A 19,149-nucleotide genomic window follows, 5' to 3' on the forward strand; every position below is an offset into this window, starting at 1 on the left:
CTGAAACTCAGAACCACATACCGCTCGACCGGTGAAGCATAATGCGGTAACAGGCCCGGCAGCGGGTCAGCCCGCCCGGGCCGGTCCGAGCGGCCGGAGGTGGCGGCGGCGTTCGCCGGGGTGCTGGTGTACGTCGGAGTGGGCGTTCTCGAGCCGGTTCAGGTGCCGTCCCGCACCGCCCACCGGGCACGTCCAGGTGCCGTCCATCTCGACCAGCCGTACGCCCGGCAGCTCCAGCCAACGCAGAATCAGCTCGATCTCCTCGGGCGACGCAGCCGCGACCGGGCCGATCCCGGGCAGGACGGTCTCGGCCGACGCGCGGAGCATCTCCAGGTGCGGGCGCGGGTCCGTACCGCGTGGGCTGAACCCGGCCGCCGCGAGCCGGCCGCGGCGGATCACGTGCAACTCCCAGCCGCCGTCGTCCGTCCGCCGCGCCGCGCAGATCTCGGCGCACGCGGTCACCGCCGCCATCCGCTGCATCCGCGCCGAGCTCCGGACGAACGCGCTCAACCGGTCCCGGTGCACGGCGGCGTCCTCGAACCGCTCGTCCGCCGACAGCAGCTCGATCCGCCGATCCAGCGCCTCGACCACGGGAGTCGGATCGCCGGTCAGCGCCGCCCGCAGCCCGGTGACGAAATCGCCGTACGAGTCCATCGAGATCCGCCCGTCACAGGGCGCGACGCAACGCCCCATCTCGGCAAGCACGCACGGCGACAGTTGTGGCGTACGCGACATCCGCGCGGTGCACTGCCGGATCGGGAACGCCTCGTGCAGCGCGGCCATCGCCCGTTCGGCGGTTTTCCGTGAACTGAACGGACCGAGGTACTCGGCCGCGTCGTCCCGCACCTGTTTGACCAGCGACAACCGCGGAAACGGTTCGACCGTGACCTTCAGCCAGTGCTGCCGCTCGGGGAACTTCGACTTCCGGTTGTACCGCGGTTTGTGTTCCGCGATCAGCCGCAACTCGCGGACCTCGGCCTCCAGCGGTGTACCGCACTCGATGCCGCGGACCGTGGTGGCGATGCCGACCATCTCGCCGATCCGGTTCCTGGTTTCGGAGGCGGTGAAGTACGACCGCACGCGCGTCCGCAGGTCCTTCGACTTGCCGATGTACAGCACTTCGCCGCGATCGTCCGCGAACAAGTACACACCGGCCGCATGCGGCAACGACTCGGCCAGATGCCGTTTGGCGCGGACCGCCGGCGCGACCCGGGACGAGTACGTCTGCAGGTCCTCCAACGTTTGCACGCCCAACGACCCGACCCGCTCGAACAATCCGTGCAGCACGTCGACGGTGGCGCGCGCGTCGGACAGCGCGCGGTGGTTGGGGGTGGTCGTGGTCCGGAACAGCTTGGCCAGCGTGCCGAGTTTGCAGTTCGGCGCCTCGTCCGGCGTGATCACGCGCCGGGCCAGCAGCGCGGTGTCGACGACGGTGAAATCAGGCCAGTCGTACCCATGGACGAGGCTCTCGTGCTTCAGGAAGCCCATGTCGAACGGCGCGTTGTGCGCGACCATCACGCACCCGCGGGCGAACTCCAGGAACGCCGGCAGCACCGACTCGATCCGCGGCGACGAAGCAACCATCCGATCCGAGATCCCGGTCAGCACGGCGATGAAGGACGGGATCGGCTCGGACGGATTCACCAGCGTCTGGAACTCGGCGATCACCTCGCCGGCCCGGACCTTCACCGCGCCGATCTCGGTGATCCCGCCCTCGCCGGGCGGATTGCCGGTCGTCTCCAGGTCGACGACGCAGAACGTGACGTCGCGCAGCAGGGTCCCCAGGTCGTCGAAGCTGTGCTGGACACCACGGATCGGCGTCGGCGCGGGCGCCGCCGAATCCCCGGCCGCTGCGCGCACTGGGCTGGTCATGGTGACGACGCTAGGAGCCGCCACCGACAATTCCGCAGGTGACACGCCTGCGAGTCGACTAGGCTCTCTGTATGCGTACACAGGCGATCACCGTGAATCAGGGCCGCGGGCCCGTTCGCTGTGGTCTGCGTCACTGGCCCAGCAGCAGCTGCCAGCCCGTCGTTCAAGCCGGACTGCGGACCGGTGACTGAGGCCGGCACCGCCGCGAGCTCCGCCGCTACGACTTTGCCTGAACCGGTCCGGCAACGCGTCCTGACCCTCGCCGCGCATGCGCTCGGCCAGCTCCCGGCCACCGACATCCCGGCCCCGCTGCGCCGGTTCGCCAGCTTCGCGCCGGCGAAACGCGCGAAGCTGTCCGCCTCGGTGCTCGGCCCGATCCTGGAGACCGACGAGCATTTCCGCCGGCTGACGGCGTTCGAGGTCCGGCGCGAGCACCCGGAGCTCGGCGATGCCGTCGCGGACGGTGTACCCGTACCGGCCGCTGATCCGGTCGAGGTGGCCGCGCTGGCCTACCTGCTCCGGCCCGACGACTGGGAGCAGCATGTCGCCGCGGCGGCGCAGCTCCCGGCGGAGAATCCGCGCACCGACGAAGACGCGATGAACCGGCTCGCGGACCAGCTCGACCAGGCCCGGACCGAAACCCGTCAGGTCCGCGAACGGCTTCGTGAACAGGTCAACGAGCTGAAGTCCGAGAACGTCACGCTCCGGCGCAAACTCAACGAGGCCAGGCAACGGATCACCGGCCTGCACTCCGAGGTCGAGCAGCGCACCAAGGAAGCCGAGTCCGCCGACGAGCGGGTCGACGCGGCGCGCGCCGAAGTGGAGCGTGAGCTGCGCAAACTCCGCGCCCGCATCACCGAGCTCGAAGCAGTCGAGCACGCGGCGAGACGGACGGCGGGGCAGGAGCGGGAGCTTGCCTCCACGCGTACGCGGCTGTTGCTCGACACGCTGCTGGAAGCCGCCAGCGGACTGCGCCGCGAGCTGGCGCTGCCGCCTGGGGGAGAGCTCCGTCCGGCCGACACGGTGGCGGGTTCCGAGCCGGACGCGGCTCCGGTCGGGCGTACGGCGCCCGAAGACGATCCAGCTTTGTTCGACGAGTTGCTGGCGCTGCCGCAGGTACACCTGATCATCGACGGCTACAACGTGACGAAGACCGCCTGGCCGAACTCACCGCTGCACTCGCAGCGTCAGCGGCTGGTGACAGCGCTGGGAGCACTGGTGGCTCAGCGCCGGATCGAAGTCACCGTGGTGTTCGACGGGGCGGAGCTGTCCGGTCCGGTGCAGCTGAACCCACCCCGCGGCGTACGGGTGCGCTTCAGCCCGGCCGGTGTGATTGCCGATGACGTGATCCGGCAACTGGTCCGCGCCGAGCCACCCGGCCGCCCCGTTGTGGTCGTTTCGACGGACCGCGAAGTAGCCGACAGCATCATCAAACTGGGCGCCCGCGCCCTCTCGGCCACCAGCCTGATCGCCCGCATCGCCCGCGCCTGAAAACGAGCCCGCACCGGAGCCTGGGCCACGCCTGAGCGCGGTCTGGCAAAGCAGTTGCCAACGGCCTCGTGGACGAAAACTGTCGGTGGGGTTCTCTAGCGTCCTTCTCAGCCGGATGCAAGTCCGGGTGCTTCCCCACTTGGAGGATGTTGTGCTGATCGACTGCGACGCTTGTGTGATGAGGGGCCCGGGCTGTCAGGACTGTGTCGTCTCGGTGGTGCTGGGTTTCTCGGCCGAACGCGCCGGCACCCTGCACCTCGACGATGACGAGAAGGCGGCCCTGGACGCCCTCGCGGACTCGGGCCTGGTCCCACCGCTCCGGCTCGTCCACGCCGTGAACAGCCTCGACCCAACCACCGACCCGAAGGAACAAACCGGCTGAGACTGCCGCTGAACTGCCGGTCAGCCGCCTGTCACCCGCCGACTGCCGTCAGTAGTTTCGGAGCACAGAGATTCCCCACTCCGAGAGGGCGACGATGGCCGACGCTACTGACCTTGACTGCCCCGCGCGGGCGTGGGACTGGGGCTGACAGCCGACAGGGCTGTCAGGCACCGCTGCCTTCCTTGTCCAAGTCCTCCAGCGCGGCATGAAGCTCACGCTCGCGCGGGTCGCCGAGTTGGGCGGCGAGTTCGGCCGCGGCCCTGTACGCCTCCCGTGCCTCGGAGGGCCGGCCGAGCGCGGCGAGGGTCTGGGCCACCGCTTCCTGGGCCGCGAGCTGATGGTTGGCCTCGTTGATTCGGGTGGCCACCGCGTAGGACTCGCGGAAGTGGGTGAGCGCCGACGTCAGGTCCCCACTCAGCCGGTAGATCTCGCCCAGCGCGCCGGTACTCGAGGCCTCGACCGCGGGTGCGGACAGTTCGCTGCTCATCGTGATGGCGCGCTCGAACGCCGTGCGGGCATCGTCAAGACGGCCGGATCGCATCGCGGCGAAGCCAAAGTTCAAGGTAGCGATCATCGCCGCGTACCGATCGCCGTCCTCCGCGGCGATCCGCGCGCACTCCTCGAAGTATCTCATCGCGGACTCGTTGTCACCGAGATCCATCACCAGGATGCCCAGGGTGCTGAGCGCACGCGCGAGCGGCAGCCGGTGGCCGTGGGTGCGTGCGATCGAGGTGGCGGCGTCGAGGAGTTCGCGGCATCGGTCGAACTGCTGGAGATCCCGGTAGATGAGGGCTGTGTCGCGAAGGAAGATGCCTTCGCGTTCCTTGTCGCCGAGCAGCCTTGCCGCTTCCAAGCCGTACTCGTGTGTGGCAATCCAAGTGGAGTAGTGCTTGTACCTCTGGAAGTAGTCGATCATCGCGGTCGGCAGCTGCGCGGCGTACCGATGGTGACCCGCTTTGAAGGCCAGCTCCACGGCGTCGGCAATGTTGGCGAGTTCGTGGGTGCACCACAGTCTGGCCGACTCCGGCGTGCTGAACTGCTCGACGTGTACTCCGGCCAGCGGCGGATCGATCGGCGTTCTGACGCGAGCCGGCACGAGGCAATGATTGGCCGCGTCGGCGGACTGCAGGTAGTAGTCGATGGCGCGCCGTACGGGCTCGTCGTCGGTGCCGGCGCACCGGCGGGCGAACAACTTCACCAGATCGTGCATGGTGAAGCGTTCTTCGTTCACCGATTGCACAAGGTTCAGGCTGACCAGGCGCTGCAGCTGCGGTACGACGACGTCGGCCGAGGTGGACATCGCCGACGCGATCACCCCGATCCCGAACGTCGCACCGGGCAGTAGCCCCAACCGGCCGAACAGCACCTTCAACTCGTCCGGCAGTGGGCGGTAGGAGAGCTCGAACGCGGGCAGCACGGAGGCGGCAGGATCGCCGGGCAGCGACAGACCCTCCAGCCGGTCCACCGCGGCGAGAGCGTCGGCGGCAGCGCGCAAGGTTTGCCCGGGCATCAGCGCGAGGTTGGCTCCGACGACGCGGACCGCCAGCGGCAGTTGCCCGCACAGCGCGATGATGTCCGCGGTCGCCGGCCGATCCGCGTCCACGCGGGTGTCACCGATCATCCCGCGCAGGAGTTCGCCGGCTTCGGACTCGGACAGTGCCTCCAGCTGGATCGGTACGGCGCCGTCGCGAGCGATGAGCCCCGGAAGCCGATCCCGGCTCGTCACGATCGTCCGGCACGTCGCCGAACCAGGCAGCAACGGACGTACCTGAGCAGCTGAGGCCGCGTTGTCGAGAATCACCAGCAGCCGGAGTCCCGCGAGCTCTGACCGGAACCGGGCGGCCCGCTCGTCGAGGGTCGCCGGCTGCTCGGCCGGTGGAACCCCCAACCCGCTGAGAAGCCTGCCGAGCGCCTCCACCGGTCCGAGCGGCTCCTGCTCGGGATCGAAGCCCCGGAGATCGATGTAGAGCTGGCCGTCCGGGAAACGCGGCGCGGCACCGTGGGCCCAGTGGACAGCCAGGGCCGTCTTTCCGGTTCCGCCGATCGCGGAGATCAATGCCGTCTGCCCGGTCTGCGATTCGATCAGCAGGTCATCCAGGTCGCGCAGCGCGGAGAACCGGCCGGTGAAGTTGGAGATGTCCGCCGGAAGTTGCGAGATGCGCGGCGCGGTCGCCGATGGCGCAGCGAGCGGTGACTCCGGGAGCGCACCGTCAGCGAGTAGCGCGAGCAGTTGCCTGGTCTCGTCGTCGGTCAGTGCCAGAGCTTCCGCGATCAGCCGGATCGATCGGGTTCGCGGTTTCGTGACACGCCCGGACTCGAGGTCGCGGAGTGACCGGACGGACAGCGCGGCCTGCTCGGCCAGCTCCTCCTGAGTCAGCCCGGACCGTTGCCGGAACCCTTTGACCTGGCGGCCGATCGTGGTCACGTCACCTCTCTTCCAGAGTTGGGCCGACCCTAATCCACGCCGCGGTCAACCGATGGTGCGGGTAGTCATGTCAGGACCAGCACGGCAGGATCGTTTACGGGGAAGGCGAAACGGGCGTTGGGCCCGCGAATCGCTTCGTTAATTTTCGATCAAACCAGAGGGGCGAATTGCACTGGTCACGAAACGGTCACTACTGTTACCTCTCGTTGCCTCAGGGTGTCGGCCGCTCCGGCCGACCGGGCAACGGCAAGCCGAGGGAGTGATCCGGCGGATCACGCGGACGGAATCGTCCGCGGAGCGCCTGGTCAACGGGGACGGCGCGAGCAGAGGAAGGGACCGACCGGGCTGTGTCCATCGGACGCGTCAACCGCACCAAGGGAATCGCCCTCGCCGCCATCACCAGCACGGCAGTCGCCGCGGGTGTGTTCTTCATCCAGGGAGCGGCGGACGCCGACCCGAAGCCCACACTGGAGCAGGCGAGGAAGCAGGTCGCCGCGCTGCAGGAGAAGGCCGGCGCGATCGGTGAGACCGCGAACGACCTGACCGGGCAGATCACCGCCGCGCAGACGCGGGTGAACGCGCTCAAGGCCGGGATCGCCAAGCAGCAGACACAGGTCGACGCGGTGAAGCAGCAGATCGGCTCGCTCGCGGTGGCCGGCTACCAGACTTCGGGCATCTCGACGACCGCCCAGCTGCTGCTCTCGACGAACCCGGACCAGTTCCTCAGCCAGGCGTCCACCGCCCAGGCCTTCGCCGGCCAGCAGAACTCGGCGCTCCGCCGCTTCCAGGTCGCGCAGGGCAAGCTCACCGACCTGCAGGCCAGCGAGCAGACCGAGCTGGCCGCGCTGAAGGCGGTCCAGGCGCAGCAGGACGCGCTGAAGAAGCAGATCCAGGACAACCTGGACGCGGCCCAGAAGGTGCTCGACAAGCTCAGCGCCGACGAGCGCAAGCGGCTCGACGAGGAGGCCGCCAAGGAAGCGGAGAAGTCGCGGGCCCAGCGTCCGACCCGCGGTGGCGATCGGACCAGCGAAGACAAGAACCTGCCGAACGTCCCGGCCAGCGCCCGCGCCCAGATCGCGATCAACGCGGCGCTCTCCCAGCTCGGCGACCCGTACGTGTGGGGCGCCACCGGCCCGAACTCGTACGACTGCTCCGGCCTGACCATGTACGCCTGGGGCAAGGCCGGTGTCTCGCTCTCGCACTCTTCGAAGGCGCAGGCCGGTGAGGGCCGCCGCGTCAGCCGGGCCGACCTGATGCCCGGTGACCTGGTGTTCTTCTACACCCCGATCACCCACGTCGGTATTTACCTCGGCAACGGCCGGATCGTGCACGCGCCGCGCCCGGGCAAGAGCGTGGAGATCAGCCCGCTGGACGAGAACCCGTACAACTCCGCCGTCCGCCCCGGCTGATCTGTACCCTTGGCGTACTCCGCGACCCGGGTGACGTAGGGTCGACGCAGTCCGGGTGTCACGCCTGACTGGGGCAGGCGAGCAGCGAGGGGCCGAGGTGATCGACGAACAGGGCGACACGGTTCCACTGCCCGCGGTGCACTCGAGCGGTGACCGTAATGGTTGCCCCAGCGGTGACTCGGGTGGTGACCCGCCGGGTCCGGGAGGTAACGCTCCGCGCCCGCCGTTCGCCCCGATCCTGAAGAAGGTCGCCGCCGGCGTCGCGATCTGCCTGGTCGCCGGCGCCGGGTACGCGGGGCTGCAGCAGGTCGCCAACGCCCCGGCCGATCCGCAGGCCCCGACCGCGCACCAGCCGAGTACCTCCGCCACCCCGGACGAGGCCCAGGCCGGTGTGCAACGTGCCGCCATGGGCACAGCTGTCCTGCAGAAGCTGACCGATGCGGTCGAGAAAGACGACCGCACCGGGTTCATGAAAGCGATCGACCCGAAGGACGCGAGCTTCCGGGCCAGCGCGCGGACGATCTTCAGCAACCTGACCACCCTCCCGCTCGCCACGTTCCAGTTGCGCTACGTGAGCGATGACACCGCCGCCCTGACACCGCAGCGGCAGTCCCAGCTCGGCGGTACGCAGTCGTGGCTGGCGCAGGTCGAGGTCTCGTGGCAGCTCTCCGGGTACGACGTGAAGCCCGCCCGTGAGACCCTCCCGGTCACCTTCGTGACCCGTGACGGGGCCACGTACGCGTCGTCGTTCTCCGAGCGGTTCGTCGCCGGGCAGCGGCGGCCGGTGTGGGCGCTCGGGCCGGTCGATGTGGCGAAGGGCGATCACAGCCTGGTGATCAGTCTCGACTCGGAGGCGAACGCGAAGAGTTACGTCAGCGTCGCCGACAAGGCGGTCGAGTCGGTGTCGAAGGTGTGGGGCCGGGGCTGGCGGCAGAAGGTGATCGTGTACCTGCCGGCCAAGCAGGCGCAGATGGAGGGCATCCTCGGCGCGCAGCCGAACACGTACACCCAGATCGCCGCCGTGACGATGGCCGAGCTGGACACGCCTGCCGTCGGCGCGCCGGTACGGATCGTGGCGAACCCGAAGTTGTTCGAGGAACTCGGGAAGCAGGGCCGCCGGATCGTGCTCACCCACGAGACCACTCATGTGGCATCGAACGCGACCGCCTCGCCGGTGCCGTTGTGGCTGGCCGAGGGATTCGCCGACTACGTCGCGTTCACCGCCGTGCCCGTCCAGGACGAGTCGGCGGCGAAGGAACTGTTCAAGGCGGTCCGGGCCGGGAAACTGCCGGCCACGCTGCCGACACCGGAGGCGTTCGCGGCGTCGGCGACCGAGCTGCCGCAGGCGTACGAGTCGGCCTGGCTGGCCTGCCGGCTGATCGCGGAGCGGGAAGGGCAGGACAAGCTGGTGAAGTTCTACCGGGCCGTGCACACGTCGAAGAGCGCGACCGGGCTCGCGGACGCGTTCAAGTCGGTGCTCGGGATGACCGAGGCGGAGTTCGTGGTGGAGTGGCAGAAGTACCTGAAGCGGCTCGCTGGTGCCTAAGCGCGGAACCAAGGCGTCCGGCCGGTGGGCGCCGCATCTGGCCGGCGGTCTGCTTGCGCTCGCACTGGTCTTCACGATCGCGGTCACCACGCCCTGGCACTTGATCGACCTGCCGAAACCCGATGCCACCCTGGACTTCACCGCCGCCCAGATCGCCCGGCAGAACGAGTTCCGGCGCGAGATCCTGCCCTGGTCGACCGCCTCCTGGGTGATCTGGACCGTGGTCCCGCTGCTGATCGGCTTCAGTCCGCTCGGCCGGAAGATGTACGACCGGCTGGGCATCCGCCCGTGGTTCCTCCGCGTGGCCGTACTGGTCGCCGGGATCGCCCTGATCGCGAACCTGTTGTCCGTCCCGACCGATGTGATGGCCGAGCGGGTCAGCCGGAAGTACGGCCTGTCGGTCATCGACTGGCGGCTCTGGGTCTGGGACCGCGGTGTGGGGCTGGCGTTCACCGTGCTCGGGGTCGCGGTCGTCGTCGTCATCCTGATGGCGCTGGCGAAACGCTGGCACCAAGGCTGGTGGTTGCCCGGGGCAATTGTCACCGCACTGCTCGTCCTCGGTGTCTCGTTCGCGTACCCGGTCCTGGTCGAGCCGCGCTTCAACCAGTTCACCTCACTTCCGGCCGGTGCCTTGCGCAACGATTTCCTGCAGCTCGCGGAGCGGGACGGCGTACCGGTGAAGGACGTGCTGGTCGCGGACGCGTCGAAACGCACGACCGCCTTGAATGCGTACGTTTCCGGCTTCGGCTCGACCCGCCGCCTGGTCGTGTACGACACGCTGCTGAAGGACGTTCCACCGGCGCAAGTACGCCTCGTGGTCGCGCACGAACTCGGTCACGCGGCGGAGGACGATGTCCTGCACGGAACGCTGATCGGCGTACTGGGCGCGGCGTTCGGTGTGACCTTGCTCCGATTGTTGCTCGGGGCCCGGATGGGCGATCCACGCCGGACCGGTACGGTCTTGGCGATGATCGTGGTCGGCTCGACACTGGCTGCCCCGGTGCAGAACCTGGTCAGCCGCAAGATCGAGGCCCGCGCCGACTATCACTCGCTCCGGCTGACCAATGATCCGCGGGACTTCGTCGCGATGCAGAAGGACCTGGCCGTCCGGAACATCTCCGGCCTGGACCCGAGCACCTGGCGGTACTGGATGTTTGCGACCCACCCGACCCCGCCGGAGCGGATTGCGATGGGCCGCGCCTGGGCCCGCGACAACGGCGGCTCGGTCCCGCCGCTGGCGAAGAAGTGACCGTCCTCGTCGTCACCAACGACTTCCCACCCCGGCAGGGCGGGATCGAGACCTTCGTCCGCTCGCTCTGCGACGAACTACCCGACGTCGTCGTGTACACGTCCCACGAGCCGGGCGATCGGGCGTACGACGCGACCCTCCCGTTCCCGGTGATCCGCGACCGGACGACGATGTTGTTGCCGACGGCACGCACTACGAAGCGGGCCGCCCAATTGCTGCGTACGCATCACGCCGACCGGGTCTTGTTCGGGGCGGCCGCGCCGCTCGGGCTGATGGGTCCGGCGCTGCGGCGGGCCGGTGCGCGGCGGATCGTCGCGATGACGCATGGGCACGAGACGTGGTGGGCCGGCGTACCGGGTGCGCGGCGGGCGTTGCGGCGGATCGGTGACGCGGCCGACACGGTCACCACGGTGTCGTCGTGGTGCGCGGAGCAGATCGCGCCGGCACTTTCACCAACGGCCGCTGAGCGGATGCGGCGGCTCACGCCGGGGGTCGACACGAGCCGGTTCCATCCTGGCTGTGGGGGAGAGCAGATCCGCAAAGGCCTTGGTTTGGAAGGGGTTCCGGTCGTCGTCTGTGTGTCCCGGCTGATCCCGCGGAAGGGGCAGGACACGCTGATCCGGGCCTGGCCGCGGGTGCTCGCGGAAGTGCCGGCGGCGAAGTTGTTGCTGGTCGGTGGCGGGCCGGATCGTGAGCGGCTCGAAGGTCTGGCAGCCGGTGTCGCGGAGTCGGTGGTGTTCACCGGAGCGGTTCCCTGGGCGGACATCCCGCCGTACGTCGATGCCGGTGACGTGTTCGCGATGCCGTGCCGGACGCGGCGGTTCGGGCTGGAGCCGGAGGCGCTCGGCATCGTCACGCTGGAGGCGTCCGCGACCGGGAAGCCGGTGATCATCGGCGACTCCGGCGGTACGCCCGACACCGTTCGGCACGGCGAGACCGGGTACCTGGTCGACCCGTACAACCCGGCCGCCGTCGCGGCGCGGATCATCCAGTTGCTGACCGACCCAGTACACGCTCAGGCCTTGGGTGCGGCCGGGCGGAGCTGGGTCGAGCGGGAGTGGACCTGGACCCGGTCCGGCGCGGTGCTGAGAGAACTGCTGGACATTTGATGCGGGCGGTCGTGTACTCTGGCCGACATGCACCGGATGTTCCGACTTGCCGCAGCCGTACGAGCTTCACGCTCTCCGGCTGCCGCTGCCTGACATCCTGAACTTCCCACCGGCGACCGGAAACGGTTCGCCGGTGTTGTTGTTCCCGTAGCCCGGTGGTCTGGTTCCGGTCCGATCTGACAAGGACCAGCAATGACCACCATCAGCAGGACTTTCATCGACTTCTTCCTCGACCGTGACCACGTTCCGACCACCGGGTCCACGCTCATTCCGCGGCTCGGTGATCCGGTGCTCTTCACGACTTCGGGGATGCATCCACTCACGCCCTACCTCGAAGGCGAACCGCATCCACTTGGACGCCGGCTGGTCGGGGTGCAGCGATGTCTGCGCACCACCGATCTCGACGAAGTGGGTGATCCGACCCATCTGACCGTGTTCGAGATGCTCGGCTCCTGGTCGCTGGGGGACTACGGCAGTGACCAGACGCTGCGCTGGGGGTACGAGTTGCTCACCACGCGCTTCGGCCTGGACCCGCGGCGGATGTACGTGACGGTGTTCGGCGGTGACGATCAGGTGCCGCTGGATCAGGAGTCACTGCGTACCTGGCAGGAGCTCGGCCTTCCGGTCGAGCTGACCATCGACGACAACTGGTGGTCGAACGGCCCGACCGGTCCGTGCGGCCCGGACTCGGAGATCTTCCTCTGGACGGGTGAGGGTGAACCGGAGGGTACGCCGACCACCGACGACCGCTGGGTCGAGCTCTGGAACCACGTGATGATGCGGTACCGCCGGCACGACGACGGTTCTTTGGAGGAGCTGACGCAGCAGAACATCGACACCGGTCTCGGCCTGGAGCGGCTGACGATGCTGCTCGAGGGCAAGGGCTCCGTGTACGAGACGTCGCTGTTCGAGCCGTGGATGCGGACGATTCCGCGGCTGTGGAAGCTGGACGAGCGATCTCGGCGGATCGTGATCGACCATCTGCGGTCCAGCATCGTGATCGTCGGCGACGGCGTGCACCCGTCGAACACCGGCCGTGGGTACGTGTTGCGCCGGCTGATCCGTCGATTGTTGACAATCCTCTGGCAGGACAACGAGACCAGGTCGCTGTCGGACCTGCCGACCGAGCTGTTCGAGCACACCCTGAACCACTTCCACCAGGGCGAGACGGTGACGCTGGTCCGGCGGATCCTGATCGACGAGGAGATCCGGTTCAGCAACCTGCTCGACCGCGGCCGCAAGGTCCTCAGCCACGAACGGTTCCACAAGTCCCTGGACGAGACCGACTACGAGTACCTGCACGACACCCACGGCCTGCCCCGCGAGCTCGTCGACTCGCTGCGCTAGATGGCTGCCCGGTCCAGTGCGTCGGTGGTGGGAGCGCCCGGTACCTCGGGCGGGGCGACCTTCCCCACCGACGACTGGGCGACGAAAGCGCCGGCCAGGACGATCACGCCGCCGATGATCTGGTTCGTACGCAAGGTCTCGCCGAGCAGGATCAGCGCGAACACGCAGGCGGCGACCACCTCGACGTACGCCACCGCGCCCGCGATCGGCGCGGACAGCCGCTGCACCGCGGCCGCACCGGCCAGGTACGCGACGACTGTGCTGACCAGGATCAGCCACGCGGCCATCATCCAGCCGGGTGCGTGCCGATGCCCGATCGCGATCGTGTCCGCGAGTACATGCCACGGCGTGTTCCACGGAGCCGCGATGAAGGTCAGCAGGACAGCGCCGACCACACTGCCGGCCGCGGTCATCACCAGCGGATCGGCGGCGCCAGTCAGCTTGTCGATCAGGAGGAAGTACGTCGCCTGGCAGGCAGCCGCGCCGAGCCCGGCGAGCAGGCCGATCGGGTCGATCTGCAGCCCGGTCCAGATCTCGGCCACCGTCGCCAGCCCGACCAGGGCGATGCTGACCCCGATCGCGGCCGTCCTGGGGACGGCGACCTTCGCACCGAACTTCAGCCAGGCCACCACCAGCACCGGCCCGGAGAACTCGAGCATCAGCGCGACCCCGACCGGCAGTCTGCTGGCCGCGACGAAGAACAATGTCTGGCACCCGGCGATCCCGGTCAGGCCGTACAGCACCAGTGCTTTCCAGGACGCCCGCGCGGCCCGCAGACCGGCGCTGCCACGGAACACCAGGACGAGCGGGACGAGCACGGCGGCGGCACCGAGGATCCGTACCCAGGCCGCCTGCTGAGGGCTGAAACCGGCCGCGATCAGCGCCTTGGCGAACGGTCCGGACCCGCCGAACGTGACCGCCGAGAAGATCGCGAACCCCAACCCCACCGATTTCGTGCTGTACACGGGCATAACGGTCTCATGCCCATTACATGGCTGTCGAGAGAGATCTCAGAGCACGTTGATCGCCCGCGCCGCGACGACCGCGACGGTGAGCAGCGCGATCGCCGATTCGATCCCCATCAGCGTCTTCGCCCGGACGCTCAGCGGCATCGTGTCGGTCGGGCTGAAGGCGGTCGCGTTGGTGAACGACACGTACAGGTAGTCGGTGAAGCCGGGCAGCCAGCCCTTCCAGCCGGGCAGGTCGACGGTCATCTGCGGGAACATCAGATCGGGCCGCTCGGCGTCCCGTTCGTGCTCGGGCGCCCGGGCGAACGGCCCGCCGCGGTCGATCTCCCAGAACCAGACCGCGAACGCGACCACATTCGTCACCCAGATCAGCAGCGCGCTCTTCACCAGTACCACGCCCTGGTTCGCGTCGCCGTGGTTGAGCAGGAAGATCATCCCGGCCAGGTAGTACGCGTTCACCGCGACCAGTACGGCGACCAGGACCAGCGCGACCCAGCGCAGCCACGGTTCGTCCCGGCGCAGGTGGAACGGGTTCGTCCAGATCAGCGGGAGCAGCAGCAACAGGCCGAGGGCCGGCATCAGCCAGCGGGGCAGCGCGTTCACTTGGGTCGGCACCAGCAGTTGCAGGATCAGGACCGCGATCACGGCCAGCGAGGCCGGCCACCGCCGGGTATGCCGCGTTTGCGTCTTCACAGCAGCATTCTGACGCCGATCAGCCCTCAGCCGACGGATGCGTCGATGACGGCCTGTCCCACTTCGGTACGGCGGTAGTGCACCTGATGCCCGGTACGCCGGCGCGTCGCGAGGCCAGCGTCCGACAACGCGGACAGATGTTCCGCGACGGTCGCCAGCGCCAGCCCGTACTGGGCCGCGAGCGCACTGGTCGTCGCGGGCGGATCGAGCGCTACCAGGAGCGTTGCGCGCGTACGCCCCAGGAGGCGTGCCAACGGATCCGGGGGAGCCGGCGCGTCGGACCAGAGCCGGGCGGCGCCGCGGGCCGGGTAGACGAGCGTCGGGTGATACGCGAGGTCCGCGACGATCACGAGGTACGGCCAGGCGAAGACGCCGGGTACCAGCAGCAGCCCCTGCCCGGTGAGATCACGATCCTCGGCGCGGTACCGGGTGGCGATCAGGCGATCGTCCTCCCAGGTCAGCGTGGGGTGCAGGTCGTCGAACAAGCCGGCCAGCCCGCCGTCGGTGAGTTGCTGACCGCGGTACGCGATGTCGTCCTCGAGTACGCGGCTGATCAACGGCCAGTCCGGCCGGATCAGGGTCTCCCAGGCGCTCTCGATCTCGTCCGCCAGCCGTTCCCGCGCACCGGCCAGATCGGTCAGCATCGTGTCGATGATCGGCGCGCCGGGGTTCTTCAGCTCATCGCGCGACCGGATCAGTTCGGTGCGTACGCGCTCCAGCGGCGTACTTCGTACCCGGGCGATCTCGGTGCCGAACTTGGCCCGGGAAGCCTTCGGCGGCGGGGTCAGGAAGTCGGGCGTGAAGCCGACCCGCGGCTGTACCGCCTTCAGCCCACGCAGGTCGAGCCTCGCCGCGGCCTCCCGGCGGGCGTCGATCCACTCCCGGTACAAGGCCCGGTGCTGCGAGCCGTGCAGGACCCGGACCGCGGACATCGTCTCCCACAACGGCGACGCGCCGAACCGGCAGCGCAGCGCGTCCGCCTGGGTGAACCGCAGCACGCTCATCGGCAGGAACTTTCGGCCACAACCAAAACTCTACGCCGCCACCACCCTGGTACCGCAGGCTCACGCCGTGAGGTCCTACGGAGCCGTACTCAGCCTGCCCGGCCTGCGCGCCATCTTCGCCGCGCACGCCGTGTCGATGCTCGGGACGATCGGCGCCGAGGTCGCGCTCTCGATCATGATCTTCGAGCGGACCGGGTCGCCGCTGCTGTCGGCGCTGGTGCTGGTCTGCTCGTTTCTGCCGTACGCGGTCGGTGGCACGCTGTTCTCGTCGCTCGCCGATCGGTTTCCGGCACGCCGGGTGCTGGTGACCTGCAATCTGCTCAGCGCGACCGGGGTGGCCGGGATGCTGGTGTCGGGGATGCCGGTGGCCGGGCTGCTCGGATTGCTGCTCTGTCTGGGGATGATCGCGCCGATCTTCGCCGGTGCCCGGGCCGCGAGCCTGGCCCACCTGTTGCCGACGGACCTGTTCCCGGTCGGCAGATCGTTGCTACGGGCAATCGGTCAGCTGGCTGTGCTGACCGGATTCGCGGCCGGTGGGATCGCGGTCGCGGCGATCGGCGCGAAGTCGCTGCTGGTGGTCGAGGTGGTGACGTTCGTGCTGTCCGCGGTACTGATCGGCACCGGTACGCCGTGGACTCCGGCGGGGGAGCGGACCGGTAACGCGGTCCGCGACTCGTGGACCGGGATCAAGGACCTGTTCGCCGATCGAAAGCTCCGCAACCTGATTCTGCTGACCTGGGTGGCGCCCGCGTTCTCGTCCCTGCCGGACGGGCTCGCGGTGGCGTACACGGCTCAGGTCGGTACGGCGGCCGCCGCGGCCGGTGCGATGTTCACCGGGTACGCGGTCGGCGGTGTACTCGGCGAGCTCGTCGTCGCACGGTTCACCCCTTCCGTGCGGCGACGGCTCGTCGTCCCGTTCCTGATCGCCGGTCAGCTGCCGGCGATCGCCTTCCTGGCCGTGCCGCCGATCCCGGTTGCCGCGTGTCTGCTCGCGGTGACCGGCGCCGGGTACGCGTTCAACCAGGGCATTGATCCGCTGATCCTGGCGGCGGTTGAGCCGTCACATCGCGGTCGGCTGTTCACCGTACAAAGCAGCGGCTTGATGGCGATCCAAGGTGTGAGCATCGCGCTCGGCGGCGTCGTCGGTTCGTTCATCGCACCGAACCTGACCATCGCCGCCGCCGGTGTCCTCGGCACGATCACGGTCCTGTTGATCGCCCGCCGAGCTCTCAGTACCGAGATCCGTCAGCCGCTGACGGAGGCCCTTCGGTAGGAGGGCAGGGCGTCGGCGAGGGTCATGTAGTGGTCCAGCGGGCGGTTGCTGCCGGTACTCCGGATCAGGTCGGCGAGCCATTGGCCGGCGCCGGAAGCGCGGAGCCAGCCGCCTTGTTCGACAGCCAGGTCGTGGGCGTCGGCGAGTACGTCGAGACCGCCCGAGTCCATCCCGGTGATCCGGCGCAGGTCGACGACGACCCGGGGCAGTTTGGTGGTGATCACGTGCCGCAGCTCGTCGGCGAGTGTGGGCAGAGTGGCGACGTCGATCGCGCCGGCGACGCGGAAGACCGCGCAGTCGCCGACGGCGCTCCAGCTGCAGACGAAGGCCGGACCGGCGGCCCGGGGCGGGCGAGTGGAGCTGACCACTCGGGGTCCTGGAGATGGCTTCATGTCCTGACCTGTACCCGAGAGCTAACCCCGGCGCCTGACCCCGCAGCCCCGACCCCAGCCCGACCCCAGCCCGACCCCGCGGCCTGACCCGGAGTCACTCCGCGAGGTCAGTCCCGGCCGAGGATGCCCTGGTCGTACCCCTTGGCCACGGCAGCCGCGCGATCGGTGACACCAAGCTTCGTGAACACATGACTGAGATGCGTCTTCACCGTTGCCTCGCTGATGAACAGCTCGCGGGCGATGTCCCGATTCGACGTACCCTTCGCGACGAGCTCCAGGACCTGGCGTTCACGCGCGGCCAACGGGCTCGGCGCCGGGGAGCGTACGGCTGACACCAGCCGCGACGCGACGGCGGGGGAGAGCACGGTCCGCCCGGCTGCCGCTTGACGGACAGCGTTGAACAGATCTTCCTGCGGCGCGTCCTTGAGCAGGTACCCGGTGGCGCCGGCCTCGATCGCAGGCAGGGTGTCCGTGTCGGTGTCCCACGTGGTGAGGACAAGCACCTTCGACCGCAGCCCCCGGCGGCCCAGCTCGGTGATCGCGTCGAGACCGCCGCCACCGGGCATCCGCAGGTCCATCAAGATCACGTCCGGGTCCAGCTCGGCGGCCAGCTCGACCGCCTCGACCCCGTTCGACGCCTCGGCAAGCACGGTGAAGCCAGGGGTCGATTCGAACATGCCGCGCAGGCCGTTCCGGACCACCGGGTGGTCGTCGACGAGGAGTAGTGAGATCTCAGGCATGGAGCACCAACGGTACGCGAGCCGAGACCGCCGTACCGAAGCCTGGTTCGGCTTCGACCGTGAGCGACCCGGCGATCCGCTCGGCCCGGGCCCGCATCCCCTCCAGGCCGAAACCGCCGGTACCCGACCGGGCCGGGAGTGTCAGCGGGTCGAAGCCCTTGCCGTCGTCACGGATGTCCACCGTCACCTCGCTGTCCATGAAGCTGAGTGTCACGCCGACGCGGGTCGCCGCCGCGTGTTTCGACACGTTCGCCAGCGCCTCCTGGGTGATCCGCAGAATGGTCGCCGAGAACTCACCGTGCAGATGCTGTGCCGTACCGGTCAAGGTGAACTCGGCCGGCACGCCAGTACGCTCCGACCACTGCTCGACGGTCTTGCGCAGCGCTTCCGGCAGCCCGTCGTACGAGAGGCCCGCCGGGGCAAGGTTCTGCACGGAGCGACGTGCTTCGCCGAGACTGTGCCGGGCCAGGTCGCTGGCGCGGCTGACGTGATCCTGAATGGTCGCCGGGTCGGAAGTGTTCGACACCACCTGGAGCTGGGCGATGATGCCGGTCAGGCCCTGCGCGATGGTGTCGTGGATCTCCGCGGCCAGCCTCCGGCGCTCGTCCGCGATCCCGGCCTCGCGCGCCTGGACCAGGAGCTGAGCCTGCAGCGCGGCGTTCTCCTTGTGCGCCTGCTCCAGCTCGGCGATCGTCGCGGCCCGGCTCAGCGAACGGGCCTCCTGCTGGTCGGCGAAGTGCTTGAGGACGATCACCAGCGCGTTGTTCGCGATCAGGAGACCCGCGAACACCAGCCAGCCGGACACGTTGCCGAACGGCAAGCCGCCGGCCTGCGCGATGGCCACCGGGACCGAACAGGCAAACAGCGCCAGCCGTTTCCGCCGGCGGCCTGGGATCAGCTCGTTGGTGTCGTAATACCCTGCCACGACGTAGAACGCGAAGAAGCCGTTCAAGATCGTCAGCGTAGACGCGATGGCCCAGCGTGCCACGAAGTACGTCGCCGAGATCGTGTTCGGGCCACGGTGATACCGGCCGCTCCGCGTCCACCACAGTTGGAGCACGAGTGCGGCCGCCACCAGCACCGCCGCCGCGATCCGCTCGCCGGTGTGCGGCATGATCCGGCCGGCCGTAGCAGAGGCCAGCAAGGTGCCGAGCCCGAGCATGAAATACGGCGCCCAGCGGTGAAAGACAGCCTCGCGCCGCTCCAGCTCCCCGTCGGCCGTTGTCACGCGTCCAGTGTGCACGACCCC

General features: G+C 69.0%; 16 protein-coding genes. 8 read left to right on the forward strand and 8 right to left on the reverse strand.

Annotated elements, in window-relative coordinates; genetic code table 11:
• Positions 1-66: 66 nt before the first annotated feature.
• Entirely contained in the window at positions 67-1,872 is a 1,806-nt protein-coding gene (locus ABD260_RS03170; RefSeq protein WP_344231774.1) for a DEDD exonuclease domain-containing protein, read from the reverse strand.
• A gap of 183 nt (positions 1,873-2,055) precedes the next feature.
• On the opposite strand from ABD260_RS03170, the gene ABD260_RS03175 reads away from it, so the two are divergent.
• Positions 2,056-3,363 (forward strand): NYN domain-containing protein, encoded by a 1,308-nt coding sequence (locus tag ABD260_RS03175; RefSeq protein ID WP_344231775.1) that lies wholly within the window; start codon positions 2,056-2,058, stop codon positions 3,361-3,363.
• A gap of 178 nt (positions 3,364-3,541) precedes the next feature.
• Complete coding sequence (locus tag ABD260_RS03180) at positions 3,542-3,745, forward strand: hypothetical protein (RefSeq protein ID WP_238352426.1); 204 nt, start codon at positions 3,542-3,544, stop codon at positions 3,743-3,745.
• A gap of 163 nt (positions 3,746-3,908) precedes the next feature.
• Here the strand turns inward: ABD260_RS03180 and ABD260_RS03185 are convergent, their stop codons facing one another.
• Positions 3,909-6,170, reverse strand: coding sequence for an ATP-binding protein (locus ABD260_RS03185; protein ID WP_344231776.1), 2,262 nt, complete (start codon positions 6,168-6,170; stop codon positions 3,909-3,911).
• A gap of 347 nt (positions 6,171-6,517) precedes the next feature.
• Here ABD260_RS03185 and ABD260_RS03190 point away from each other — a divergent pair, with 347 nt between their 5' ends.
• The 5 genes from ABD260_RS03190 to ABD260_RS03210 all read left to right on the forward strand — a co-directional run bounded on the left by ABD260_RS03190 (position 6,518) and on the right by ABD260_RS03210 (position 12,830).
• Positions 6,518-7,579: a C40 family peptidase gene (locus ABD260_RS03190; protein WP_344231777.1), complete on the forward strand. Its 1,062-nt coding sequence runs from the start codon at positions 6,518-6,520 to the stop codon at positions 7,577-7,579.
• 97 nt (positions 7,580-7,676) lie between these two features.
• Positions 7,677-9,125: a hypothetical protein gene (locus ABD260_RS03195; protein ID WP_344231778.1), complete on the forward strand. Its 1,449-nt coding sequence runs from the start codon at positions 7,677-7,679 to the stop codon at positions 9,123-9,125.
• Positions 9,118-10,374 carry a M48 family metallopeptidase gene (locus ABD260_RS03200; protein WP_344231779.1) on the forward strand — a complete coding sequence of 419 codons (1,257 nt, stop codon included), beginning with the start codon at positions 9,118-9,120 and terminating at the stop codon, positions 10,372-10,374. The genes ABD260_RS03195 and ABD260_RS03200 overlap by 8 nt, the downstream gene beginning before the upstream one ends.
• Entirely contained in the window at positions 10,371-11,483 is a 1,113-nt protein-coding gene (locus ABD260_RS03205) for a glycosyltransferase family 4 protein (protein WP_344231780.1), read from the forward strand. The genes ABD260_RS03200 and ABD260_RS03205 overlap by 4 nt, the downstream gene beginning before the upstream one ends.
• A 192-nt stretch (positions 11,484-11,675) precedes the next feature.
• Positions 11,676-12,830 carry an alanine--tRNA ligase-related protein gene (locus ABD260_RS03210; protein ID WP_344231781.1) on the forward strand — a complete coding sequence of 385 codons (1,155 nt, stop codon included), beginning with the start codon at positions 11,676-11,678 and terminating at the stop codon, positions 12,828-12,830.
• Here the strand turns inward: ABD260_RS03210 and ABD260_RS03215 are convergent.
• The 3 genes from ABD260_RS03215 to ABD260_RS03225 are packed head-to-tail and all read right to left on the reverse strand — an operon-like array spanning position 12,827 to position 15,495.
• Complete coding sequence (locus ABD260_RS03215; RefSeq protein WP_344231782.1) at positions 12,827-13,795, reverse strand: EamA family transporter; 969 nt, start codon at positions 13,793-13,795, stop codon at positions 12,827-12,829. The genes ABD260_RS03210 and ABD260_RS03215 overlap by 4 nt on opposite strands.
• A gap of 45 nt (positions 13,796-13,840) precedes the next feature.
• Positions 13,841-14,491: a hypothetical protein gene (locus ABD260_RS03220; protein ID WP_344231783.1), complete on the reverse strand. Its 651-nt coding sequence runs from the start codon at positions 14,489-14,491 to the stop codon at positions 13,841-13,843.
• Positions 14,492-14,517: 26 nt separating this feature from the next.
• On the reverse strand, positions 14,518-15,495 hold the full coding sequence (locus tag ABD260_RS03225; RefSeq protein ID WP_344231784.1) for an ArsR/SmtB family transcription factor: 978 nt from the start codon (positions 15,493-15,495) through the stop codon (positions 14,518-14,520).
• 67 nt (positions 15,496-15,562) lie between these two features.
• Between ABD260_RS03225 and ABD260_RS03230 the strand changes: the two genes are divergently transcribed.
• Positions 15,563-16,768, forward strand: a complete 1,206-nt coding sequence (locus tag ABD260_RS03230) for an MFS transporter (protein WP_344231785.1) — start codon at positions 15,563-15,565, stop codon at positions 16,766-16,768.
• Here ABD260_RS03230 and ABD260_RS03235 read toward each other — a convergent pair.
• The 3 genes from ABD260_RS03235 to ABD260_RS03245 all read right to left on the reverse strand — a co-directional run bounded on the left by ABD260_RS03235 (position 16,741) and on the right by ABD260_RS03245 (position 19,128).
• Positions 16,741-17,160, reverse strand: coding sequence for an STAS domain-containing protein (locus ABD260_RS03235; protein WP_344231786.1), 420 nt, complete (start codon positions 17,158-17,160; stop codon positions 16,741-16,743). The two genes, ABD260_RS03230 and ABD260_RS03235, sit on opposite strands and share 28 nt — an antisense overlap.
• A gap of 107 nt (positions 17,161-17,267) precedes the next feature.
• Positions 17,268-17,900, reverse strand: coding sequence for a response regulator (locus ABD260_RS03240; protein WP_344231787.1), 633 nt, complete (start codon positions 17,898-17,900; stop codon positions 17,268-17,270).
• The gene (locus tag ABD260_RS03245) at positions 17,893-19,128 is read right to left on the reverse strand and encodes a sensor histidine kinase (RefSeq protein ID WP_344231788.1); all 1,236 of its coding nucleotides are present in this window, start codon (positions 19,126-19,128) and stop codon (positions 17,893-17,895) included. Before ABD260_RS03245 ends, ABD260_RS03240 begins: the two co-directional genes overlap by 8 nt.
• Positions 19,129-19,149 lie beyond the last annotated feature (21 nt).

Origin of the sequence: Kribbella hippodromi, assembly GCF_039531045.1 — a bacterium.
Classification (GTDB): domain Bacteria; phylum Actinomycetota; class Actinomycetes; order Propionibacteriales; family Kribbellaceae; genus Kribbella; species Kribbella hippodromi.